This is a genomic window from Microvirga sp. ACRRW (genome assembly GCF_022346925.1).
Classification (GTDB): Bacteria; Pseudomonadota; Alphaproteobacteria; order Rhizobiales; family Beijerinckiaceae; genus Microvirga.
This window is the reverse complement of sequence record NZ_JAKRNJ010000002.1, coordinates 41,466-64,059: the sequence shown is the minus strand read 5'-3', so window position 1 is coordinate 64,059 and position 22,594 is coordinate 41,466. Positions and strand designations below refer to the sequence as shown.

Genomic DNA, 22,594 nt, shown 5'->3' with positions numbered 1-22,594 from the left:
GCTGCGATCAATTTCAAGGCTTCTTTGCGGTCGCAGGGGCAGAAATGATAACGGCGGACCAAAGGGCCCGCCGTTTCAAAGGGTTAGACCGAAAAGCCTTACTCGGCCGAGGCTCCGGCGGCCTTGAGGACCGGGGTCCAACGGGCCACTTCGCTGTCGACGAGCTTTTGGAGGCCTTCTGGGGTCTTCTCCTCGGCGCTCGGCAGAACGCCGCCCAGCTCCAGCAGGCGCTTCTTGGTGTTCTCGTCGTCGAGAGACTTCACGAGAGCCTCATTGAGCTTCTTCACCACATCCGGGGGCGTGCCCTTCGGAGCGAACACGGCATTCCAGGCGCTGACCTGATAATCGCCGAGGCCGGCTTCCTTGGTGGTGGGCACGTTCGGCAGAACGGGCGAACGCTCAGGAGTCGCGATGGCGAAGGCCTTGATGTTGCCGCCCTGGATCTGCGGAGCCACGTTGACGATCTGGTCGGTCATGTAATCGACCGTGTTGGCCATGAGATCGTTCAGGGCCGGGCCCGTGCCGCGATAGGCCACCATGGTGGGTTTCACCTTGATGATCGAATTGAACAGGATACCCGTCGAGTGGGAGACCGAGCCCACGCCTGCATGGGCCATGTTCACCTTCTCGGCATTGGTCTTCATGTAGTCGAGGAAGCCCTTCAGATCGTTGGCCGGGAAGTCCTTCTTGGCCACGATGACAATGGGCGTGCCTGCGGCCATGCCGATGGCGGCGAAATCCTTCGTCGGATCGTATTTAAGATTGGGATAGAGGGCGGGAGCAGCGCCGTGCGTGCCCATGTGACCCATCATGATGGTGTAGCCGTCGGGCTGCGACTGGGCAGCACGGGTGATGCCCGTGGTACCGCCTGCTCCTGCCACGTTTTCGATCACGATCTGTTGACCGAGCGTGCGGGACATGTGGTCGGTCACGATACGGGCTACGACATCCGTCGGTCCACCGGCCGCGAAAGGCACGATCATGGTGATCGGGCGCGTCGGATAGTTCTGAGCCTGCGCGCCCGTTGCGGCGAGACCGGCCACAGCGGCGAGAGCCAATGCGATTTTCTTCATCAAGTTCCTCCCTAGGAAAGTTATGGGCTTACATTGTGGGCAGCATGGCCCCGAAGGCAAGCTACTCCGTGAACACCTCGTCCCTCCCCTTTCGTATGGAGGGCAGGAGCGCGATGACCAGCAGAATTGCGGAAACAGCGAGCAGGCCCGCGCTGACCGGGCGCTCGATGAAGGTTTCCAGAGACCCGCGCGAGATGATGAGCGCGCGGCGCAAATTCTCTTCCATCAGCTTGCCCAGCACGAAGCCGAGCAGCATGGGAGCAGGCTCGAAGCCGAACTTCATCAGCGTGTAGCCGACGAGCCCGAAGAGCGCGATGAACATCACGTCCGTCGGTAGCGAGTTGATGGAGTAGATGCCGATGCAGCAGAACATCAGGATCGCTGGGAACAGCAGGCGATAAGGCACCTTCAGCAAACGCACCCACATGCCGACGAGCGGCAGGTTGATGATGAGCAGCATCAGGTTGCCGACCCACATGGAAGCGATCATGCCCCAGAACAGGTTCGGGTTCTTGGTCATGACCTGTGGGCCCGGGATGATGCCGTGGATCGTCATGGCGCCGACCATGAGTGCCATGACCGCATTTGGCGGAATGCCAAGCGTGAGCAGCGGAATGAACGAGGTCTGCGCGCCCGCATTGTTGGCGGATTCAGGCCCTGCTACGCCTTCGATGGCGCCGCGGCCGAAGCGGCGCGGATCCTTCGCGAGCTTCTTCTCCAGCGTATAGGACGCGAACGGCCCGAGCACGGCGCCGTTGCCGGGCAGGATGCCGAGAATGGCGCCGATGATCGTGCCGCGGATCGCAGGCTTGTAGGCTTGCTTGAAGTCGTCCTTGTTCGGCAGCAGACGTCCGATGGACTGGCGCACCACGTCGCGATGCTCGGTATGGTCGAGATTGCGCATGATCTCGGCGATGCCGAAGATGCCCATGGCGAGCACCGCGAAATCAATACCGTCAGACAGGAACGGAAGACCGAAGGTCATGCGCTCCTCGCCCGTCTCGAGATCAAGACCGACCGTGGAGAGCAGAACGCCGACGAGGATCATCGCGATGGCTTTGAGAATGGAGCCGCGTGCAAGCACCACAGCGAAGACAAGGCCCATCACCATGAGCGAGAAATACTCGGTCGGCCCGAAGAGCAAAGCGAGACCGGTGAGCGGTGCGCCGAGCGCCGCGATGACGAGGGTTGCCACCGTGCCTGCAAAGAACGAACCGATGGCGGCAACGCCGAGCGCCACGCCGGCGCGGCCCTGACGCGCCATCTGGTGCCCGTCGAGAGCGGTTACGACGGAGGTCGCCTCGCCTGGAATGTTGACGAGGATCGCGGTGGTCGAACCGCCGTATTGCGCGCCGTAATAAATGCCCGCGAGCATGATGAGCGCGCCGGTCGGATCGAACCCGAAGGTGATCGGCAGCAGCATGGCGATGGTCGCGATCGGACCGACGCCGGGCAGAACGCCGATCAGGGTGCCGACGAGACAGCCGAGAAAGGCGAGAAGGATGTTCTGCAGGGTGAGAGCGACGGAAAAGCCGAGGCTCAGGTTGGAGAGAAGATCGCTCATCAGATTCTCCCGCTATGGTCGGCAACGTCGATGGCGGTCTTGCGCGAGCCCCGCGTGGTGAAGAAAACCACGAGCGCGGCCACGACCAGAACAGCTGCCATGAGCCGCATGATCGCCTTTTGCGACCAGTCGGCCGGAAAGAGGCTTGCCATCGCTTGCGGGAAAATCGGGATAGGCAGGTTCAGGAGATCGCCGAAAAGCACCATGCAGAAAGGCGTCAAGCTGAGCGCCAGGATGAGAAGATCCCTGAAGCGCGCCTCATTCGTCGCATAGCCGCCGAGAATGATGGCGAGCGGCCCGGCCACCAGAACGCCGAGGCCCGGAATGGTGAGCGAGCCGAGGGAGAACGGCCTGATCGTCACGGCGAAGGCCAGGATCGCAAGAATAACGAAGAAGGGACCGCGCAGGCTCCAGCGCTCAAGCGGCTCGCCGTCGCGAATGAAGGCGAAGGCGATCAGGGCCAAACCCGACAGGCCGACGCCGATGGCGAGCCAGCGCGGCAGCATGGCCGGACCCATGGCGTTCAGGGTGCCCTGGTCGAGATCCCGCGTGAGCCAGAGCGCCAAGGCGGCAAGCGCGATGAGCAGGATGCCGCCGGCGATCCCTTGCGGTGCGCGAACCGGCCCACGGTGCCCGGAAACGCCCGAGCCTTCGTGAGAAGCAGGCATGAATGACCTCCCGATGGGCGCCAGAAGCGCCCTCATTTTTCCGCTCGATTTGTGCCCAAGGCCTGGGCCCTGATCAAGCTTTTGTCGTCAAAACCCCAAGGCTTCTCAACAGATGCCCCGTCCACCTTTGACCCGCCCCGTGGAACGAAGCGTGGCAAAAAACCTTATATGGCACAGGCGCATCATTGGAAGCATGGGCGGCATGACTTGATAGACTGACCCAGGTTGGCTAGATGATCGCCCTTATAGCCAGGCCGGGCCCCTCTGGTCGCTCATACTTTGGGCGGCGATGTCGGACTGGATGAACCAGGGTGGCCTGGATTCGTTCAGGAAGACGGTTGAGCCTGCATCATGCGCAAGGGCCGTCAATCCGGCCACGCCGATGCGGGACAAGCGTCTCCTTGAGAGTATCGCACGCGCTGCTCTTCAATCGCCAACGAGGCACCGCATGTTTGAGCTCTCCCAATTTTTCCCTCCCGAGATCGTAGCCTTCCTGATGGTGGTCGGCATCGACCTGGCACTGGCCGGCGACAACGCCATCGTCATCGGCCTTGCCGCTGCGGGCCTGCCCAAGGAGCAGCGCAACAAGGCGATCCTGCTCGGCGTTCTCGCGGCCACGGTTCTGCGCATCATCTTCGCCCTCATCACGACGCAGCTTCTGGCGATCGTGGGCCTGTTGCTCGCCGGTGGCATCCTGCTGCTGTGGGTCTGCTGGAAGATGTGGCGCGAGCTGCGCACCACCCACGAGCAGGAAGAGGCCGCCGAAGAGGCGCTTGAAGGCAAGGACCTCAACGAGGACGGCACCATTGCCGGCGGCGCTCCGCGCAAGACCTTCTCTCAGGCAGCCTGGCAGATCGTGATCGCCGACGTGTCGATGTCCCTCGACAACGTGCTCGCCGTGGCCGGCGCGGCACGCGAGCATCCTTACATTCTGGCCTTCGGCCTTCTTCTCTCCATCGCCCTCATGGGCATCGCCGCTTCCTACATCGCCCGCCTGCTCCAGCGTTATCGCTGGATCGCCTATGTGGGGCTGGCGATCATTCTCTACGTGGCGCTCAAGATGATCTACGAGGGCTTCCATGAGATTTATCCGTTCCTGAACGGTGCGGTCGGCTAAGAACGCTTCGATACTCAACCTTCGTCACCATTGACGGCGGGGATGCTGGAGGGCAGAGAGCTTAATTCTCATGTCCTCCTCGCCCCGCCCTTTCTTTTCCATGGCAGGCTTTCGCCACGGCGCGCGTGCCTCGCTGCCTGCTTTTCCCGGCTTCATCATGTTCGCCGTCGCCTTCGGCACGGCCGCGTCCCAGAAGGGATTGTCCTTCGCGGAAGCCGTGGGGTTGAGCGCCTTCGTCTATGCCGGCGCGTCCCAGATGGTGGGTCTCGAAATCTGGCAGAAGGTTTGGACGCCAACCACCATTCTCACCATCATGACGGTCACCGCCGTCGTGAATTCGCGCATGATCCTGCTGGGCGCGACGCTCCAGCCGTGGCTGCGCAACGAGCCCCTCGCCCGCAGTGCGCTCAATCTCTTTCTCATCACGGAAGCAGGCTGGCTCATCGGCACGCGTTACTACAACGAGGGCGGACGCGATGTGGGCGTGCTTCTCGGCGCGGGTGTCATTCTCTGGGTCGTGTGGCTGATCGCGACCATCGTCGGTTTCTTCGCGGGCGCGCTCGTGCCCGAGCCTAAGACCTTCGGCCTCGATCTCGTGATGCCGATCTTCTTCAGCGTCATGCTGGTGCCGCTCTGGAAAGGCGCCCGCCCTGCCCTTCCCTGGCTTGTGGCGGGCATCGTGTCATTCATCACGCACGCCCTGCTGCCGGGCTACGGCTACATCGTCGCCGGCGCACTCGCGGGCGTCATTGCAGGGATGCTGATCGAATGAGCGAGTTCATCGCAAGCCCGTGGGGCGCCGCCGTCGCCATTGCGGGCATGACGCTCGTCACGTTCCTGTGCCGCATCGCGGGCGTGGTTCTCATGAGCCATGTGCGGATCACGCCGCGCGTCGAACGCGGACTTCGCGCATTGCCGGGCTCCATCATTCTCGCAACGATCCTGCCCGTTGCCATCGACAACGGATGGCCTGCGCTCGTAGCACTTGGCGCCGCCATCACCGTCATGGCCGTAACGCGCATCGATCTCCTCGGTCTCGCCGCGGGCCTAGGCACCCTCTCCGTGATCCGGGCTCTTCTGTGAACTCTGCTTGAGCCGCATGCGAATGCGATACATCAGGCCGTCGCGAATGTTGCGATAAGCATCGAGCATGTGTTCGCGCGAACCTTGCGTGATCGTCGGGTCCGGCGTCGGCCAATATTCCACATCCGCCGCGATGGTGCGCGTCAGTTCGAGCGCAGCGTGATGCGCCTCCGGCGAGAGGGTGATGATGAGATCGAAGTTCAATCCCTCCCACTCCTCAAGCTCCTCCAGCGTGCGCGGCTTGTGCTTGGAAGCATCGATTCCGATTTCTGAGAGCGTGGACACCATGAAGCCGTCCGGCTCGCTTTTGCGCACGCCTGCGGATTGCACATAGATGGACTTGCCGAAGTAGTGGCGCGCAATCGCCTCGGCCATGGGCGAACGGACGGAATTCATCGCGCAGACAAACAGAACCGAATGGATTCGTCTCAAAGGCGCGCCTTCCACGCGTCAGCCCTTCCAGTGAAGCGCGAAGATCAGCGTGAACAGGCGGCGTGCCGTGTCGAAATCGACCATGAGCTTTCCGTCGAGACGCTGCCGCAACACCTCGGCCGCCTCGTTGTGCAGCCCCCTGCGCCCCATGTCGATGGCCTCGATCTGCGCGGGCGATGCGGAGCGGATAGCCTGGTAATAGCTGTCGCAGATCATCTCGTAATCGCGGATCACCTTTCGGAACGGCGTCAGCGACAGATGATGCGAAACAAGATGCGCGCCGTCCTGCGATGAAACCTCCAAGCAGAGTTTTTTCTCGATCAGCGAGATGCGCAGCACATAAGGGCCGCCGTCATAGTTCGGCAGCGAGAAGGTGTTCTCCTCGATAATGTCGTAGATGGCGATGGCCCGCTCATGCTCCTGATCGGGATTGCCGCGGCCGATGGATGCCTCGTCGAGGGTGACCGCCACCAGGCGGTGCCCCTCCTTGCTTGTGCTCGACATCCCCCCTCCGCAAAGCCTCACAGGTTCAGGCGGATCGCCACGGACCTTGCATGCCCTTCCAATCCCTCAGATCGCCCAAGCGCGATGGCTGCGGGGCCGAGCGCCCTCAAGGCTCCCGGATCGCATTTCAGGATCGAGGTTCGCTTCATGAAGTCAAGCACCCCCAGGCCGGATGAGAACCTGGCCGAACGCGCCGTGGGGAGAACGTGGTTGGGGCCGCCCACATAATCGCCGATGGCCTCGGGCGTGTGGCTGCCGAGGAAGATGGCGCCCGCGTTGCGCACCTGGGAGGCCAGCTCGTCCGCATTTTCGGCTTCGATCTCGAGATGCTCGGGCGCGAGGCGGTCGACGAGCGGGATGGCGTTCTCGAGCCTGTCGATCAGGATGATCGCGCCGTAATCGCGCCAGCTCGCACCGGCGATCTCCGCCTTCGGCAGCGTCTGGAGCTGCTTTTCGACCGCCTTCTCGACGGCATCGGCGAGAGGGGCGCTGTCGGTGATCAGGATCGATTGCGCGGCGGGATCGTGCTCGGCCTGGGCCAGAAGATCGGCGGCGATCCAATCGGGATTGGCGTGGGAATCCGCGAGGATGAGCACCTCGGAGGGGCCGGCGATCATGTCGATGCCCACCTGCCCGAACACGCGGCGCTTGGCGGCGGCCACATAGGCGTTGCCGGGGCCTACGATCTTGGCGACAGGGGTCACGCTGTGAGTGCCGTAGGCCAGAGCCGCGACGGCCTGCGCCCCGCCGATGCGGAACACCTCGTCGACGCCGGCCAGGCGCGCGGCAGCCAGCACGAGCGGATTGGTCTCACCGCGTGGGGTCGGCACCACCATGGCGATGCGCGGAACGCCCGCGACCTTCGCCGGAACGGCATTCATGAGCACGGAGGACGGGTAGCTCGCGCGGCCGCCCGGAACGTAGAGGCCGACGGATTCGATGGCCGTCCAGCGCCAGCCGAGCGTGACGCCCAAGGCATCGGTCGTCAGGGAATCTTCAGGCCGCTGCGCGCTGTGGTAGGTCTCGATGCGCTGCTTCGCGAGGGATAGCGCCTCGAGCGCCTCTTTCGGGCACTGGGCTTCAGCCGCGTCGATCTCCGCGTCGGAGATCCTTAGCGTCTCGGGCTGAAGCGCCAAGCCATCGAAGCGGTAGGTGTAGTCGATGAGAGCCTCGTCGCCCTTGACCACCACATCCTCGATGATGGCGCGCACCGCCTGGTCCACATCCTCAGACACTTCGCGCTTGGCCGACAGCAAAGCGGCAAAGGACGAAGGAAACGAGGCGTCCCGCGCATCGAGCCTTTGAACCATCACAGGCGCTCCGCCGGCGAAAGGTCTTCGTGCTCGGGGCGGCTCTCGGCGGCCCAGACGGGGCCAATGTCTTTCATCTGCATTTCAACGCACTCCAGGTCCACCTGGATGGCTCCGCCGTCGGCAAAGATCAAGGTGGCCGTGCCGGAAGGAGCCTCTCCTCCCTCGAATGCAATGGCGAGAAGGTTAAGAACGGCATCCTTGTTGGACTGGTCGATGCCGCGCACGCGCACCGCCTTCACATGCTCGAAATGCATGCAGGTCAGGCGGCGCTGGGGGGTGGAGGCTTCCCAATCGTACCGGCGCGTCTGGATCGCGAAGCGGCGCTCCTTGGGGAGGTAGACGATGTCACCGACCCGCAGCAGCGAATCCTGCAGGTGGGCCGAGATGACGGCAAGGTCTTCCGGGTCGAACGCAACGAGTTTCAGGAGGTCCATGGTCTGCCAACCTATGTTGAACTTTAACGTTTAGGTAGAGAGCCCCGGTTCTCCCCGCAACCTTTTCAGGTCAGCACGGGTTCAGCTTTCAGCCCTTATCGTATCCGAAATCATCACGAAGGAGACGCCGGATGAAATCTGTTCTGCTTGCAGCCCTGGCGACCGTGGCCCTCGCCGGCCCGGCCTCGGCCCAATATTATGAAAGGTATTACGGTGAGCCCGCCCCGCCGTCCCAAGGCGACGCAAGGGCGGAGCGGATGCAGCGGATGCCGCGCTACGACTATTATGAAGAGCGCTCGGACTACGGCTACGGCCCCAGGCGCGGCCGGGAATGGCGCGAAGACCGGTACTATGCCCAGCCGAGGCGCGACAGGTACCGCCAGGCTGAACGGTTCGGCAGCCTCTGCGTGACGTCTCGCGGCAGCTGCGGGTATCCGCAATCCCTGCGGTCGGGGGCTCGGTGCAGCTGCGACATCCCGGGATTCGGGCTCAAGCGCGGCAATATTCAGAGATGATGCAAAAAGCGGAGGCCTTGGCCTCCGCTTTTTTTGTCCGATGCTTTAGCCCCGCAGGCGCTCGATCTCGGCGCCGCAGCGGGCGAGTTTGGCCTCAAGGGCCTCGAAGCCGCGATCAAGGTGATAGACGCGGTTGATGGTGGTCTCCCCGTCCGCCACGAGGCCGGCGATGACCAAGGACACGGAGGCGCGAAGGTCGGTCGCCATCACGGGCGCGCCTTTCAGGTTCGGCACGCCGTCCACATAGGCGCTGTCGCCGTCGAGGCGGATCTGGGCTCCGAGGCGCGCCAGCTCCTGCACGTGCATGAAGCGGTTCTCGAAGATGGTCTCGCGGATGCGCGAAGTGCCGTTGGCGCGGGTCATGAGGGCCATGAACTGGGCCTGCAGGTCCGTCGGGAAGCCTGGGAACGGATCGGTCGTTATGTCCACGGCCTGGATACCGTTGCCGTTGCGGCGGATGCGGATGCCGCTATGGGTTGGCGACACCTCGGCCCCAGACTGGCTCAGCACATCGAGCGCGGCCTGGAGATATTCGGGACGGGTGTTTTCCAGCACCAGATCGCCGCCGGTCATGGCGACCGCCATGGCATAGGTGCCGGTCTCGATGCGGTCGGGCATCACGTCATGGGACGCGCCGTTGAGCTTGGCCACGCCCTCCACCACGATCTCGGAGGTGCCGTGGCCCGTGATCTTGGCGCCCATCTTGATGAGGCATTCGGCCAGATCCACCACCTCGGGCTCGCGGGCGGCATTGCGGATCACCGTCGTGCCTTGAGCAAGGGTCGCGGCCATCAGGGCGACATGGGTGCCGCCCACGGTCACTTTGGCGAAATCGATCTCGGCGCCCCGAAGGCCCTTGGGAGCTGTGGCGACCACATACCCGCCTTCGATCTCGATGGCAGCGCCCAGCTTGGCCAGCGCCATGATGAGCAGGTCCACCGGACGCGTGCCGATGGCGCAGCCGCCGGGCATGGACACCTTGGCATGGCCGAAGCGGGCCACCAGCGGGGCGATGACCCAGAAGCTGGCGCGCATGGTCGAGACCAGCTCGTAAGGAGCACAGGTGTCGATGATGTTCTTGCCTGTCATGCGGATCGTCTGGCCGGTCTCGGAGGATTGGCCCGGACGGCGGCCGGCGATGGAATGGTCAACCCCGAAATTGCTCATGATGCGCAGGAGCGAGGAGATATCCGCGAGCCTCGGCACGTTGCCGAGCTCGAGCGTTTCCTCCGTCAGCAGGCTTGCGATCATGAGAGGCAGGGCCGCATTCTTGGCGCCGGAAATCGGGATCAACCCGTTGAGAGGCGCGCCGCCCCGGATGCGAATGCGATCCATGAAATAGTATTCCCTTGTTGCGAGAGCCTTAAGCTATGCGGATTTTACGCATTATAGGCTAGTCGGACGGCTTGTCGCGCTCAGCCGAGCCATCCGAGGCTCCGTCGGCTTTGGCCGCCTGCTGCCGCCCGCGCGCCTGAGCCTTACGTTTTCTCAGATTTTCCTTTAAAGCCGCCTTAAGACGCTCGGCTTTGTCTTGCGATTTCACGTCAGTCATGGTTCACGCGACCCATCGTCGCCTTTTCCATTAAAGGCTTCGCAAGCGGCCCTCAACCGCAATATCCCTGATCCCGGCTTTGACCAGGATCAATGCCTTCTGGCATAATGCGAGAATAATCCCCGGGCATAGTATTGCCCACCCGGTGAGATGATGAATTATCAGGACTTCTTCACGTCAGCCCTCGACCGTCTCCAGACGGAGCGCCGCTATCGTGTTTTTGCGGATATTGAACGCAAGGCGGGCCAGTTCCCCCAGGCCATCTGGCACAGCCCCGAGGGGCCGAAGCCCATCACGGTCTGGTGCTCGAACGATTATCTGGGCATGGGCCAGAGCCGGGACGTAACCCGAGCCATGGTGGAGGCCGCATGGCGGCTTGGCACCGGCGCCGGCGGCACCCGCAACATTTCCGGCACCAGCCACCCCATCGTGGAGCTGGAGGCGGAACTCGCCGACCTCCACGGCAAGGAGGCAGCCCTCGTCTTCACTTCGGGCTACGTGTCGAATCAGACCGGCATCTCGACCCTGGCCAAGCTCATTCCCAACTGCCTGATCCTGTCGGACGCGCTCAACCACAATTCCATGATCGAGGGCGTGCGCCAGTCGGGCTGCGACAAGGTGATCTTCCGCCACAACGACCTGGATCACCTGGAAGAGCTGCTCCAGGCCGCCGGTGACCGGCCCAAGCTGATCGTGTTCGAGAGCGTCTATTCCATGGACGGGGACATCTCCCCCATCCACGCCATCTGCGACCTGGCCGAGCGCTACAACGCCATGACCTATATCGACGAGGTTCATGCGGTGGGCATGTATGGCCCCCGCGGCGCCGGCATCGCCGAGCGCGAGGGCGCCATGCACCGGATCGACATCATCGAGGGCACGCTTGCCAAGGCTTTCGGGGTCATGGGCGGCTATCTCACCGGCACCAAGGCTGTCATGGACGCGATCCGCAGCTTCGCCCCCGGCTTCATCTTCACCACCGCCCTCCCCCCGGCGGTGGCCGCAGCCGCCACGGCCTCGATTCGCCATCTCAAGGTCTCCTCCCAGGAGCGTGAGATGCAGCAGCGCCAGGTGGCCCGCGCCAAGCAGGTGCTGAGCGGCCTCGGCCTGCCTCTCATGGAGACGGCGACGCATATCGTTCCGGTGATGGTGGGCGATGCGGAGGCCTGCAAGGCCGCCTCGGACCGCCTGCTGGAGAAGCACGGCATCTATATCCAGCCGATCAACTACCCCACCGTGCCCCGCGGCACGGAGCGCCTGCGCATCACCCCCGGTCCCTTCCACACCGACGCCCATATCAACGCTCTGGGCGCCGCTCTTGTGGAGGTCTGGACGGCTCTGGGTCTCCCTCTCGGCACAAAAGCGCAGGCAGCTGCATAAAAGATCGATTTCAATCTTGCGCAGTGGGCCGCGCTGTGGCAGTAAGCGGCCCTCTTCGTTGGCGGGCTGCCGTAGCTCAGTGGTAGAGCACTCCCTTGGTAAGGGAGAGGTCGAGAGTTCGATCCTCTCTGGCAGCACCAGCGAAGCGCCTTGAAGCAAGGCGTGCGGCTCTCGTGTCGAGCCGAGTATTCCCTCTGCATTTGAACGTTTCATTCATGCGCGCCTCATTCGGCGCGCCGTTTGGCATGCGCGTTATTATTCTGAGCGGCGACCCGCACGGCACCACAGCACCGTGAATCGCCCAGATGTGGAATCGAAATAGCCAATCCTTAGCCCAGGGGGATGCTGCCGTTAAACCTCACTGGCGCAAGCTGCGAATGTTTCTGCCGTCATAAGCGCTGGCGTTTCGGCTCCACTCGGCGACCTCGATGCGATTTCGTCCGGATCGCTTCGCCAGGTAAAGCGACGTGTCGGCGTCTGAATATACCTGCTCCAATTCTTCGCCGGGTTCGCGATACGCGACGCCTGCAGACAGCGTCACGTGAATCCGCTGGCCGCCTGCCAGGATAGTCGTTCTCTCAACCTCCTTGAGCAGTCCCTGCAAAGCCACGACCACTTGTTGCGTTGACGCATCGGGCGCGATCAAGGCGAACTCCTCTCCGCCGAAACGGCCGACCATTCCGAAGGTCGCGAGATGCGTCGTCATGATTCTTCCGATCGTTTGCAGAACGACATCGCCGATCTGATGGCCATAGGTGTCATTGACGATCTTGAATCGATCAATGTCCACGAGTGCCATGACCATGGGCAGCGCAGCGGAAGCCTCGGCGGTTTCCGTCAGGAAGCGTCGGTTCGGCAGGCCCGTCAGCATATCGTGACGCGCCTGATGATCGCTGTCGCGCTCAGAGCGCATGGTCGAAACCAGCATTCCACAAAGCCGGTAGACGGCCTTGCTCATCGCATAGAGATAGAATGGGATCTGAAGCGCCGTCAGGAGCATGATCGGCTCGCCGGAGAGGATGGCGCCGAGACAGATCGGACCAAAGCTCAAAACGATCATTGCAGTCGCCAACCGTGGCGCCGCGAAATTACGAAAGCAGATGCCGCCCATCATCGCGGCCGATGAGAGGCACGCCAACGCAGCGATGACCCAATCGCCGCTCAAGATGCTGATGAAGCCGCCGACGCCGACACTGGCGGCCCAAACAAGCGCCAGCGCGAGGTAGAGATCCGTCGGCGTTTCGCGCCCTTCCCTCGCGGCCTTATAGGCAATCACGATCAGAGAGGTTCGTATCAACAGCAGCAGAACCTCGAATGCAAACCATGCCAGGAAGGCAGGCTCCGGACGCCGTGCCGCGATCACGCCCGCAACCAGTACGGTATTGGCCACGCCTCCAATGAAGATCGGCAAAGTCCCGTAAAGGCTTGAAATCAGCGCAGCGCGAATTTCGAAGGGCGCATCCTGGTTGGGATCGGCGAGCCATTGCATCAGGTGCGACTTGGGTAGGCTGAAGGTTCGATCCCTGTACATCATCGATGCAGCCCCCTGCCGCTTAAGCTATTCAGTTACGCGACACAGAACCTCGATTCTCAGATTTCAGCGCGCCACTGCGCTTTCTGACATGACGCAAGGTAAAATCAACCCAGGAATGACTTCATAAGTTGCCCTCCCGATGCCATGCGCTGTCTCTCGGAGTGTCACCGCAACGCCAGCCTATTTAAATGTATAGGCCGCGAACACACAGTTGCAGCGCTCCACTGCTCCGCAATGACGACATGCGCATCCCTACTGCGTCACGTTGTCCAAAGTAATCCAGACCGAAAATTCGTCGCTATTACATTGAAGGAAACTAGGCTAAAGTTCTCACGCTCGAAAACAGAAAAGCAAGACGAGCATATTTTTGGAGCGGGCAGACATGATGCATTTTTCATCGACATCTTAAGCTTTGGTCGCGTGGCCGATTTTGGGCATGCGCATATTCGGCCAGTCATATTTTCAGCCCGTTAAGGGCGATGTCCGAGCATTTTTCATCCCGCAGAGTTCAGCGGGCCACTTTCATTGATTGACGCAACAATGTCTTCCACTTTGATAGCCAGCAGCCCCAGCAATATCTACGTCAGCGCTCTGCTCGGTGGCACGAAATGGGCCACGAACAGCCTGACCTACAGCTTTCCGGCCTCAGCATCTTCTTACGGCTACTCCTATGGTTCCGGCGAAGCGCAAAATAAGTTTGCGGCTTTCATGGACCCTCAGCAGGAAGCGGCGCGGACCGCTCTCAAGCTCTATGCCTCGGTCGCGAACCTGGCATTCAGCGAAATCGTCGAGACGACATCTCAGCATGCGGATATTCGCTTTGCCCGCTCGAACTCTCCCGATACCGCTTGGGCCTATTATCCGAATGACGGCGAAACGGGCGGCGATGTCTGGGTCAACACTTCCAGCAGCGACTACGCTTCCCCCCGCAAGGGCAACTACGCCTATCTGACGCTCATCCATGAGATCGGCCATGCTCTCGGTCTTGAGCACGCACATGAGGGAACCGCCATGCCCCTCAATCGCGATTCCCTCGAATACACGATCATGAGCTATCGCTCGTATGCGGGAGCATCGACATCGTCGGGTTACGTGAATGAAACGTGGGGCTATGCGCAATCGCTGATGATGTACGACATTGCGGCGCTGCAGCACCTCTATGGCGCGAACTACAAGACCAACAGCGGCAACACGGTCTACGCCTGGACGCCTGCGGGCCGCCTCGCCATCAACGGCGCCACGACGGATTCGGCTGGAGCCAATCGGATCTTCCAGACGCTCTGGGACGGTGGCGGAACAGACACCTATGACTTCAGGCAATACACAACCGGTCTCAAGATCAATCTCAATCCCGGAGCCTGGACGATCACATCCCGCACGCAGCTTGCGAAGCTCGATTGGAGCGGGGCGAAACTTGCCGCAGGCAATATCGCCAACGCTCTTCTCTATAACAATGACATGCGCTCTCTCATCGAGAATGCGCTGGGCGGTTCCGGCAACGACACGATCACCGGCAATCAAGGCGCCAACTCGCTGAAAGGAAACGGCGGCAACGACAAGCTCAACGGCGGCGGCGGCAAGGACGTGCTGGTCGGCGGCTCGGGGAAGGACATTCTTTATGGTGGCGCCGACGGCGATACGCTTTACGGCAGCAGCGGAGCCGACGTTTTTCTCTTCCGCTCAGCGGGAGATTCTCCCCGCTCGGCGCGGGATACGATCAAGGATTTCAAACGCGGCGAGGATCACATCGATCTTCGTCCCATCGACGCTAATACGAATGCCGCAGGCAATCAGGCCTTCACTTTCATCGGCAAGGCCGCCTTCACCGGCAAGGCGGGCGAGCTCAGATTCCTCAACGGCCTGCTCTCGGCAGACGTGAACGGCGACATGATCGCCGACATGCAAGTGAATGTCGCCAAGCTGACGGGCCTCGCCAAAAGCGACTTCTACCTCTGAAACGTTCCTACCCGTTCAGTTCGAACGTCTCGAGGTAAATTTCGACGAGACGCTCGCATCCCTCGCGGTCCTCTTCATCGAACCGGTTGGGGTGCGGGCTGTCGAGGTCGAGAACGCCAAGCACGCGTCCGTTCTTGATCAGCGGCACGACCAACTCGGAACGGGAGGCGCTGTCGCACGCGATATGGCCGGGAAAGGCATGGACATCCGGCACGACAATGGAGGCCTTGCGCTCCACGGCCGCGCCACAAACGCCCCGGCCCACCGCGATCCGCACGCAGGCGGTCTTGCCTTGAAACGGTCCCAGAACCAGCTCGGGCCCGCGCATGAAATAAAATCCGGCCCAGTTCAGATCCGGCAGAAGCTGATAGATCAAGGCGGACATGTTGGCCGCATTGGCAATGGCATCGGGCTCACCTTCCAGCAGGCCGGAGAGCTGCTGGGCAAGCGAGGCATAAAGCTCGCGCTTGTTGGCGGAGGTCGGGAGGGTCTGAGCTTCGAACATGAAACTGACTTATGAGCCCCGTCCCTGCTTGTCCAGTCCTGGCGCTCAAGGGGCACATCTGATGCTGCAGCCTATAAGCAAAAGGGGCTCCTGGACAGGAGCCCCTTTCATGTTGCCGATCAATCGCGCTTAGACGACGAAGAAGTCGGCGAAGGTCATCTTCAGGTTCTTGCTGAGCTTGGCGATTTCCACCGCCTTGCCTTTGCCCGAACCGTCGGCATCGTAATAGAGGATGCCCTTCTTCTTGTCGTAGACGATGTAGTCGTTCTTGTCCTTGGCCTTGTCGCCAACCCGGAAGAAGTCCTTGTTCAGGGCCGCCGGCGCATTCACCGAACCGGCCTTGCCGAGCTTCTTGAAGATGGCGTTGTCGAGCCAGATCGTGTCGTCGACGACCTTGAAGTCGGCAATCGTGTCGAGGTTGGTCTTCGCGTTCAGCTTCTTGTTGAACACGAAGGTGTCCTTGCCCGCTCCACCGTACAGCTTGTCGTTGCCTTCATCGCCGTAGAGGATGTCGTCGCCGGCATCACCCTTCAAGAGGTCATTGTTCTTGCCACCATACAGCTTGTCGTTGCCGGCACCGCCATAGAGCTTATCGTTTCCATTATCGCCCTTCAGCGTGTCGTTGCCTGCATCGCCCTTCAGGGTGTCGTTGTGATGACCGCCGGAGAGGTAATCGATGCCATTGCCGCCGTAGAGGGTGTCGTTGCCGCCCTCGCCATAGAGCTTGTCGTCACCGTCGAGGCCCTTGATGAAGTCCTTGCCGTTGCCGGTTCCGCCCTTGAGGATGTCATCGAGCGCAGAGCCGCTCTTCTTGTCGTTCTTCTTCGTGCCGCGCCAGACCATCGTGACCTGATCGCCGACATTGATGGTGAAGACCTGATCGTAGGTTCCGCCTCTGTCGTCATAGGCCTGCACGATGATCTGATGAGATGCGGCCTCTTCGAAGTTGACGCCAACCCCTGCCAGCATGAGCTTGTCGCCCACGATTGCAAAGCGGCCGCCGGCATCGTCGAGAAGCCTGTACTTGGGAGCGTCGCCATCCAGGTCGGTCGCAGAAAGAGTGCCGATCGTTATTCCAGGGAGGTCATACTCCAGAACAGAGGCATTGCTCAGCGAGAGGCCTGCCGGAGCACGGTTCTCACCGGAAGCCGCACTGACAGTGACAGTGCCGGTCTGCGCCGTACCCGGATCGGGATGAGCATCATCCGTAACCGTCAGAGTGAACTGCGTGTTCTCGATGCCTGCATCGGTGCTGCGGTCTCGCGGGTCGAAGACCAAGCCGCTCAGAATGGCCTTGAGTTCGTCGGCACTCCTCGCGGAGATCGTATAGACGGCGTTCTCGCCTTCAACCGTTTTGTCACCGAGACTCGCGCCTTTAAGCTCGCCCTTGGCATCCACGAACTTGATCTTCACCGTCAGGGTCTCACCAGGCTCGTTGGTGAGTTTGACATTCGTGAAGGGGTTCACGGTTCCGGTATTGGACTGCGCGAAGACTGGCGCTGACACGCCCGTCAAGGTCGGAGCCGCGTTGCCGGCAGACGCGACATTGACCGTGTAGGAGATGGTTCTGGTCAGGCTGTGATTCTGTGCATCATAGGCCACAACCTTGAGCTGGTAAGCTCCCGCATCCTCCGACGTGACATCGCGGCTCGTCGTAATCTGTCCCGTGATGGAATTGATCGTGAAGATGCCGTCCGTATTGGTGCCATTGGCGAACTTGTACAAGTTCTCCCGATATTCGGCTTTCGTGTCCGGATCGACAGCTTCCGCCCGGACGACGTTCGCACCCTTTGACGTCTCCCCTGCCTTCACGACACGCAGGCTCGTAAAGTTGATTCCGGTCGCGGCTTCGTTCTCGTCATCGACATTGATGACGATGGTATGGACCGCCTCCTTGCCGACACCGTTGAGGTCTTTCACCCTCACGGTCACGGTATACTTGCCGTCCGCCAAATCCTCATAGTTGAGGCGTGCGTTACCCTTGACCTTGATCTCGCCGCTGCGCTGGTCAATGACGAAGTAAGGGTTCGTATCGAGATAGTAGCGAAGCTCGCTGTCGGGCCCGTCGTCATCGGCCATGACGTGGGCGACGGTCTGCCCCGCGGACAGGCTCTCGCTGATATAGACCTCGGCCTCATCCGTCGTGAGGCGGATGTTCTCCGGAGCACGGTTGTCCGGGGGAATATCCTGGACGGTAACGGTGAAAGTCTGCGTGTCCGAGAAGCTTCCCGGCCCGCCGCTCTTATCCGTCACCTTCAGCGTCAGCGTGAAGTTCTGGGTGCTGTTGACCGCGAGCTTGGAGCGGTCCGCAACCACGATCGTCTTGTTGACCGTATCGACAGCGAAGGCACCGGCGAAAGCGGCCGGAAGGCCAAGGATCTCGTAGACGAAATCCTCATCGGCATCGACATCGTTCAGGGTGAAGTTGGCGACAACATCGTCTTTAGCGGCATTCTCGCCGACGGTGACCGCCGTGACAGCCGCGTCGAGAACGGGAGCCTCGTTCACGTCCCTCAAGTGGATCGTGATGTTCTCCGTGATTTCCAATCCGGTTCCATTGAGGTCGCGGACCTTCACCGTCAGGGTGTAGGTTTTCACAGTCTCGAAATTGAGATTGGCCCCAGTCTTGACCCTGATATGTCCCGTGAGCTCATCGATCTCGAAATTGTCGTCTTCCGTCACGAGATAGTAACGCAGGGCGGTCGCCGCGCCGTCGTCATCCGCTGTCAGCGTGGCAACGAGACTTCCAGCCGTCTTGTTCTCATCGAGGAAAGCCTCTGTGCCGCCCGTTGTCAGGCGGATATTCTTCGGAGCGATATTCTCGAAGTCGTCATTGAGGATCGTACCCGAGGCGCTGCCGCTGGCGATTGTCGCGTTGCTCAGGGCGGAGAGGACAACCGCAAAGGTTTCGTTCTGCTCGATCTCCGCATCTCCCTTCACACGGATGGTAACGGTCTTTGCCGTCTCGCCAGCCCTGAAGTTGACGCTATCCGTCGTCATCTCGAATTCATCGAGCGAGGCGGCATGGTCCCCCGTGCCCACGACCGTCCATCTCACGCTGGATGTGCCTTCGCCGCTGCTCCGGGTGATCGTGAATGTGTATTCCGTGAAGCTGCCATCATCGCCTTCGGCTTTGACAGCATCCGTCGCGGAGATCGACACCAGCGGGATGGCGTCGTCATTGATGATGACGCCGACCGCAGTGTTGGTCGTCACAACGGCTCCGGTCGCGCCGGACAGCCTGACGGCGAAGGTTTCATTCGCCTCGACCTGCCTGTCGCCCTTAACGCGAATGGTGATGGTTTGGGCCGTCTGATCGGCAGCAAAGTTCACTGTGCCGGCCAGCATCTCGAACTCATCCGCGGATGCGGTGCCTTCACCATCATCGATTCCGGCCACATTCCATGTAGCGCTGGCAGCTCCCCGGCCGCTGCTGCGGGTAACCGTAAAGGTGTATTCGGTGTAGTCCGTATCCCCTTCGTATTTCGCAGCATCCGTTGCGCTGATCGCCATGGTCACCGGCGCGTCGTCGTTGAGGATCACGCCGGACGCGGTCGAGGTGCCCATTTCCGCCCCTGTCAGGTCGGATAGCACGACGTTGAAGGTCTCATGTCCTTCATCGAGAGAATCTGCCTTGACCCGTATGGTGACGGTCTTGGTAAGCTCCCCTTCGAGGAAGGTGACCGTGTTCGTCAGATCGGAAATCGGGAACTCGAAATCATCGTCCGATGCCCCGGTGGCTCCGGTGCTGACCACTTTCCAAGTGACGGTCGCTTCTCCGTAGCTGTTCGTGCGGCTGATCGTGAAGGTGTAGTTGGTCCATCCCCCGCCGTTCCCCTCTTCCTTCGTCGCGCTGTCCGCCACGATGGATACGGTCGCCGGCGCCTGCAGATCGACAATTCCGTCGCTGAAGCGGGCATACTTGATATTGCGAAGCGTATCGGTTCCGTCCCGGCCGGCAACGCTATCCGTGACCGTATAGGTGTGGTCGGCGTTACGCCTGATCACGTAATCAGCACGGTTGCCGGTAAAGACCACCGTATCGAAGCCGCCGCCACCATCGATATCGTCGTTGCCGCCGCCGCCTTCGAGGATGTTGTCCCCGACATTGCCGACGAGCTTGTTGGCCCACGCATTGCCGGTCAGGTTGATCTTCGCAGTGCCCGCTGCCGCTTGCATGATCTCGACATGGACGCTGTCCTCAAGGACATAATTCGCGGACGCGATGATCTTGTCCTCGGCCCCCATCCCTCCGTCTTCGACGATAAGGTCGTTCGAGCGGCGGATATAATAGGTATCGTTGCCAGCGCCGCCGACGAGCTTGTCGGCCGCATCGGTGGCGCTGCCACCGCCGTCGAGCACGTCATTGCCATCGGCGCCTTCGATGGTATTGGCGTGAATGTTACCGGTCAGGGTGAAGTCAGACACACCGCCCGATTTATCCGCCTTGACGACTTCGATCGACATATCCTTCCCGAGTGCGTAGCTCGCGGACAAGATAAGAGCTGTATCGGTTCCTTCGCCTGCTGCTTCCGAGATGATGTCGTTTGCATCGCGGATGATATAAGTGTCGTCGCCCTTACCGCCCTGAAGCGTATCGCGGACAGTGTCGATGCCGCCATCGAGGATGTTCTTGCCATCGTTGCCGATGATGAAGTTTGACCCGCTGTTGCCGGTGAGGTTGACGTTGCCAGCGCTGTTCAGTGCTTCGATCGCTTCGACATTATCGAAGGCCGTCAGCCTGTAGGTGTGATCCGCCTGGAAATCAGCCCCGATGACGACCTTGTCGAAGCCCTGGTCGGCTCCGGCAGCTTCGATGATCACATCCCCGGCATTGTCGATGATGTAGGTGTCGTCTCCAGCATAGCCCTGGAGGGTGTCCGCTCCAAGGCCGCCATTGAGGATATTATCGCCGCCGTTGCCGTAAATCTTATTGGCGCTGTTGCTGCCGGTCAGGTTGATAGGCGTGGAGCCGGCAGCGGCATACAGTTCCTCGACCTCGGCAGTCGCATCCAGCGCATAACTGACGGAGGCCGTGACGATATCGTTTCCTTGGCCAATGGCCTCGACAACCTTATCGCCGGAATCATCGACGAAGTAAGTGTCGTTCCCCGCTCCGCCGGAGAGCGTATCCGCACCCGTGCCGCCATCGAGTTCGTCGTTGCCCCTGCCCCCGATCAGCGTGTCCTGACCACCACCGCCAAGGAGCGTGTCGTTGTCATCACCACCGTCGAGAACGTTGTTGGCGCCATTACCGGAGAGCCTGTCCTTATGGCTCGAACCCGTGAGATTTTCGATGGAAACGTAGGTGTCGTTGAAGGCATCCCCCGAGTTCAACGATGGATTATCGAGATTTGCGACGACATCGCCGCCGGCATCGGCATAAGATGCAGTGTCGGTCCCAATGCCGCCATCGAGGATGTCCTCACCGGCGCCGCCCATGAGGGTATCGTCGCCGGCATCGCCGATAAGACGGTCGTTGCCTGCTTTGCCGTTGAGCGTGTCGGCATAAATGGTTCCGATGAACTCGTCGTTGGAAGTTGCGACGTTATCGCCGTTGACCGTTACGCCACGATCGCGCGGCTCGAGGATGCGTCCATAAACGCCAAGGTCCCCGTCAACACGTCCGGCGCCAGTGTCGCTCCACGTCAGGATGTAGCGGCCGTCGGCCAGGACGCTGATGGACGATTGCCAGTTTCCGGACGGTTTCGCCCCCAGCGGCAGATTGAACTCATAATCGCTTCCCTGACGCACGCCATTATTGTCGAAGGTCGCGATGCCAAAGCTGGTGAAGATGTTCTCAGGAATAGAAACCCTATAGTTCGTGTAGGAAACGGCAAAGCCGCCGCCTGGCAATGCCGTAATTGCAGGCATACCTTGATCAAAATTCGTTATGCCGTTGACAAGAAATTCGCCGCCAAACATGCTTCCGTTCGCGTTGTAGATCTGTCCCTTAATGCTATATCCCGAGCCGTCGCTGGCAATGGTGTCTTGGTGCACCCAAATTACAACGAATTTGCCATCGCTGAGAGCAGCGACTTTGGGGAGCACCTTCGTACCCCGTGAGCTTGGCACCAGGAACTCTGCCGTGACCGCTTCGCCATCGGGCTTGAAAATGCGCCCACGGATGGTCAGATAAGGATCATCCGGACTACGGCTGTAATCCGAGAAGAAAACAGCATAGTTGCCGTTGCTCAGTCCCGCGACGACGCTCTTTTCCTGAACACTAAACGACGTCGAATTCACAAAGAATTCGCCGCCCACCCGGACGCCGTCCTTATTATAGGCTTGTGCCAGAACGCCAAATGCTGCGTCACCTAATCCTTCAAGAGAGTTATAGGTGAATACAAAACCACCGTCCGCCAGGGCCGTCACGGACTCAAGCAATTGCTGGTTTGAAGTGACTGTGTTTACATGGAAATCCGGGCCGGTCGGTGTGCCGTCAGCACTGAATATGCGAGCTCGGACTCCAGCCCCGTTATCTTCAACACCACTATAGTCCGTCCAAGCGACGACAAAGCGCCCATCTTTGAGCAGCGCGATTTTAGGATCTTGCTGGGCGCCAGTCGTGATGGAGCTCATGATAAGCTCATCACCGAGTTTCGTTCCATCCGCAGCGAAGCGCTGCCCTCGAATATCCCAACCGTTAGCGCTGGAGAGGGCGCTAGAATCTGCCCAGACCGCATAGAACGAGCCATCATTCAACGCGATCACCTGAGGCGTTGTCTGTGTCAGATTGGTCGTCGTGTTCAGCAGAAAATCGGATATGCCCCAAGCGGTCGTGGTCATGCTTTGTCTCCAAAAGGAACACGAGCCTATCCCTCGTGTGATATTTTATTTCATTACATTGCGAGGGTTTAAACCTGGGGGCAAGAAGGCGATAGGCGGGAAATCCTTGTTAAACGATACTACATTGCATATTTGCAATGACCCGCACCAGAAAACGTATATATGTGAACGATAC

The 22,594-nt window shown here is 60.7% G+C and carries 17 protein-coding genes and 1 tRNA gene; 7 read left to right on the top strand and 11 right to left on the bottom strand.

All coding sequences use genetic code 11. The features are described 5' to 3' along the window. Nucleotides 1-98: 98 nt before the first annotated feature. The 3 genes from MHY87_RS04595 to MHY87_RS04585 all read right to left on the bottom strand — a co-directional run bounded on the left by MHY87_RS04595 (nt 99) and on the right by MHY87_RS04585 (nt 3,305). On the bottom strand, nt 99-1,073 hold the full coding sequence (locus MHY87_RS04595; RefSeq protein WP_239349880.1) for a tripartite tricarboxylate transporter substrate-binding protein: 975 nt from the start codon (nt 1,071-1,073) through the stop codon (nt 99-101). A gap of 61 nt (nt 1,074-1,134) precedes the next feature. Continuing rightward, the gene (locus tag MHY87_RS04590) at nt 1,135-2,637 is read right to left on the bottom strand and encodes a tripartite tricarboxylate transporter permease (RefSeq protein WP_239349878.1); all 1,503 of its coding nucleotides are present in this window, start codon (nt 2,635-2,637) and stop codon (nt 1,135-1,137) included. Beyond that, nucleotides 2,637-3,305, bottom strand: coding sequence for a tripartite tricarboxylate transporter TctB family protein (locus tag MHY87_RS04585; RefSeq protein ID WP_239349876.1), 669 nt, complete (start codon nt 3,303-3,305; stop codon nt 2,637-2,639). The genes MHY87_RS04590 and MHY87_RS04585 overlap by 1 nt, the downstream gene beginning before the upstream one ends. Nucleotides 3,306-3,753: 448 nt before the next feature. Between MHY87_RS04585 and MHY87_RS04580 the strand changes: the two genes are divergently transcribed. The 3 genes from MHY87_RS04580 (at nt 3,754) to MHY87_RS04570 (ending at nt 5,505) form a co-directional block, all read left to right on the top strand. Continuing rightward, nucleotides 3,754-4,422 (top strand): TerC family protein, encoded by a 669-nt coding sequence (locus tag MHY87_RS04580; RefSeq protein WP_239349874.1) that lies wholly within the window; start codon nt 3,754-3,756, stop codon nt 4,420-4,422. 70 nt (nt 4,423-4,492) lie between these two features. Continuing rightward, the gene (locus MHY87_RS04575) at nt 4,493-5,194 is read left to right on the top strand and encodes an AzlC family ABC transporter permease (RefSeq protein WP_239349872.1); all 702 of its coding nucleotides are present in this window, start codon (nt 4,493-4,495) and stop codon (nt 5,192-5,194) included. After that, nucleotides 5,191-5,505, top strand: a complete 315-nt coding sequence (locus MHY87_RS04570) for an AzlD family protein (RefSeq protein WP_239349870.1) — start codon at nt 5,191-5,193, stop codon at nt 5,503-5,505. The genes MHY87_RS04575 and MHY87_RS04570 overlap by 4 nt, the downstream gene beginning before the upstream one ends. Here MHY87_RS04570 and MHY87_RS04565 read toward each other — a convergent pair. The 4 genes from MHY87_RS04565 to MHY87_RS04550 are packed head-to-tail and all read right to left on the bottom strand — an operon-like array spanning nt 5,470 to nt 8,188. Then, nucleotides 5,470-5,928, bottom strand: coding sequence for a low molecular weight phosphatase family protein (locus MHY87_RS04565; RefSeq protein ID WP_370644861.1), 459 nt, complete (start codon nt 5,926-5,928; stop codon nt 5,470-5,472). The genes MHY87_RS04570 and MHY87_RS04565 overlap by 36 nt on opposite strands. A 27-nt stretch (nt 5,929-5,955) precedes the next feature. Further along, entirely contained in the window at nt 5,956-6,441 is a 486-nt protein-coding gene (locus MHY87_RS04560; RefSeq protein WP_239349868.1) for a UPF0262 family protein, read from the bottom strand. 17 nt (nt 6,442-6,458) lie between these two features. Further along, nucleotides 6,459-7,751 carry a histidinol dehydrogenase gene (gene hisD, locus MHY87_RS04555; protein ID WP_239349866.1) on the bottom strand — a complete coding sequence of 431 codons (1,293 nt, stop codon included), beginning with the start codon at nt 7,749-7,751 and terminating at the stop codon, nt 6,459-6,461. Next, the gene (locus MHY87_RS04550; protein ID WP_239349864.1) at nt 7,751-8,188 is read right to left on the bottom strand and encodes a DUF2948 family protein; all 438 of its coding nucleotides are present in this window, start codon (nt 8,186-8,188) and stop codon (nt 7,751-7,753) included. The genes hisD and MHY87_RS04550 overlap by 1 nt, the downstream gene beginning before the upstream one ends. A gap of 131 nt (nt 8,189-8,319) precedes the next feature. Between MHY87_RS04550 and MHY87_RS04545 the strand changes: the two genes are divergently transcribed. Then, a complete protein-coding gene (locus MHY87_RS04545) occupies nt 8,320-8,703 on the top strand; it encodes a hypothetical protein (protein WP_239349863.1) in 384 nt (127 codons plus the stop codon). A 45-nt stretch (nt 8,704-8,748) separates the two neighbouring features. On the opposite strand, the gene murA is transcribed toward MHY87_RS04545, so the two are convergent. Beyond that, the gene (gene murA / locus MHY87_RS04540) at nt 8,749-10,038 is read right to left on the bottom strand and encodes a UDP-N-acetylglucosamine 1-carboxyvinyltransferase (RefSeq protein ID WP_239349861.1); all 1,290 of its coding nucleotides are present in this window, start codon (nt 10,036-10,038) and stop codon (nt 8,749-8,751) included. A gap of 370 nt (nt 10,039-10,408) precedes the next feature. Between murA and hemA the strand changes: the two genes are divergently transcribed. Together hemA and MHY87_RS04530 are read left to right on the top strand one after the other, a co-directional pair. Continuing rightward, nucleotides 10,409-11,635 (top strand): 5-aminolevulinate synthase, encoded by a 1,227-nt coding sequence (gene hemA / locus MHY87_RS04535; RefSeq protein WP_239350687.1) that lies wholly within the window; start codon nt 10,409-10,411, stop codon nt 11,633-11,635. Between the two features lie 65 nt (nt 11,636-11,700). Beyond that, nucleotides 11,701-11,775 (top strand) — tRNA-Thr (locus tag MHY87_RS04530). Nucleotides 11,776-11,993: 218 nt separating this feature from the next. Here the strand turns inward: MHY87_RS04530 and MHY87_RS04525 are convergent. Next, nucleotides 11,994-13,169, bottom strand: a complete 1,176-nt coding sequence (locus MHY87_RS04525; protein WP_239349860.1) for a GGDEF domain-containing protein — start codon at nt 13,167-13,169, stop codon at nt 11,994-11,996. A gap of 540 nt (nt 13,170-13,709) precedes the next feature. Between MHY87_RS04525 and MHY87_RS04520 the strand changes: the two genes are divergently transcribed. After that, on the top strand, nt 13,710-15,125 hold the full coding sequence (locus MHY87_RS04520; RefSeq protein ID WP_239349859.1) for a M10 family metallopeptidase: 1,416 nt from the start codon (nt 13,710-13,712) through the stop codon (nt 15,123-15,125). Between the two features lie 7 nt (nt 15,126-15,132). Here the strand turns inward: MHY87_RS04520 and MHY87_RS04515 are convergent, their stop codons facing one another. Together MHY87_RS04515 and MHY87_RS04510 are read right to left on the bottom strand one after the other, a co-directional pair. Continuing rightward, on the bottom strand, nt 15,133-15,630 hold the full coding sequence (locus MHY87_RS04515) for a GAF domain-containing protein (RefSeq protein ID WP_239349858.1): 498 nt from the start codon (nt 15,628-15,630) through the stop codon (nt 15,133-15,135). A 129-nt stretch (nt 15,631-15,759) separates the two neighbouring features. Beyond that, nucleotides 15,760-22,419: a cadherin domain-containing protein gene (locus tag MHY87_RS04510; protein ID WP_239349857.1), complete on the bottom strand. Its 6,660-nt coding sequence runs from the start codon at nt 22,417-22,419 to the stop codon at nt 15,760-15,762. Nucleotides 22,420-22,594 lie beyond the last annotated feature (175 nt).

What these genes read in the sequence shown, in the direction of transcription:
- MHY87_RS04560 (WP_239349868.1), bottom strand. Translation starts at nt 6,441, where the DNA reads ATGTCGAGCACAAGCAAGGAGGGGCACCGCCTGGTGGCGGTCACCCTC.
- MHY87_RS04590 (WP_239349878.1), bottom strand. Translation starts at nt 2,637, where the DNA reads ATGAGCGATCTTCTCTCCAACCTGAGCCTCGGCTTTTCCGTCGCTCTC.
- MHY87_RS04545 (WP_239349863.1), top strand. Translation starts at nt 8,320, where the DNA reads ATGAAATCTGTTCTGCTTGCAGCCCTGGCGACCGTGGCCCTCGCCGGC.
- MHY87_RS04520 (WP_239349859.1), top strand. Translation starts at nt 13,710, where the DNA reads ATGTCTTCCACTTTGATAGCCAGCAGCCCCAGCAATATCTACGTCAGC.
- MHY87_RS04515 (WP_239349858.1), bottom strand. Translation starts at nt 15,630, where the DNA reads ATGTTCGAAGCTCAGACCCTCCCGACCTCCGCCAACAAGCGCGAGCTT.
- MHY87_RS04510 (WP_239349857.1), bottom strand. Translation starts at nt 22,419, where the DNA reads ATGACCACGACCGCTTGGGGCATATCCGATTTTCTGCTGAACACGACG.
- hemA (WP_239350687.1), top strand. Translation starts at nt 10,409, where the DNA reads ATGAATTATCAGGACTTCTTCACGTCAGCCCTCGACCGTCTCCAGACG.
- MHY87_RS04595 (WP_239349880.1), bottom strand. Translation starts at nt 1,073, where the DNA reads ATGAAGAAAATCGCATTGGCTCTCGCCGCTGTGGCCGGTCTCGCCGCA.
- hisD (WP_239349866.1), bottom strand. Translation starts at nt 7,751, where the DNA reads ATGGTTCAAAGGCTCGATGCGCGGGACGCCTCGTTTCCTTCGTCCTTT.
- MHY87_RS04575 (WP_239349872.1), top strand. Translation starts at nt 4,493, where the DNA reads ATGTCCTCCTCGCCCCGCCCTTTCTTTTCCATGGCAGGCTTTCGCCAC.
- MHY87_RS04585 (WP_239349876.1), bottom strand. Translation starts at nt 3,305, where the DNA reads ATGCCTGCTTCTCACGAAGGCTCGGGCGTTTCCGGGCACCGTGGGCCG.
- MHY87_RS04570 (WP_239349870.1), top strand. Translation starts at nt 5,191, where the DNA reads ATGAGCGAGTTCATCGCAAGCCCGTGGGGCGCCGCCGTCGCCATTGCG.
- MHY87_RS04550 (WP_239349864.1), bottom strand. Translation starts at nt 8,188, where the DNA reads ATGGACCTCCTGAAACTCGTTGCGTTCGACCCGGAAGACCTTGCCGTC.
- murA (WP_239349861.1), bottom strand. Translation starts at nt 10,038, where the DNA reads ATGGATCGCATTCGCATCCGGGGCGGCGCGCCTCTCAACGGGTTGATC.
- MHY87_RS04580 (WP_239349874.1), top strand. Translation starts at nt 3,754, where the DNA reads ATGTTTGAGCTCTCCCAATTTTTCCCTCCCGAGATCGTAGCCTTCCTG.
- MHY87_RS04525 (WP_239349860.1), bottom strand. Translation starts at nt 13,169, where the DNA reads ATGATGTACAGGGATCGAACCTTCAGCCTACCCAAGTCGCACCTGATG.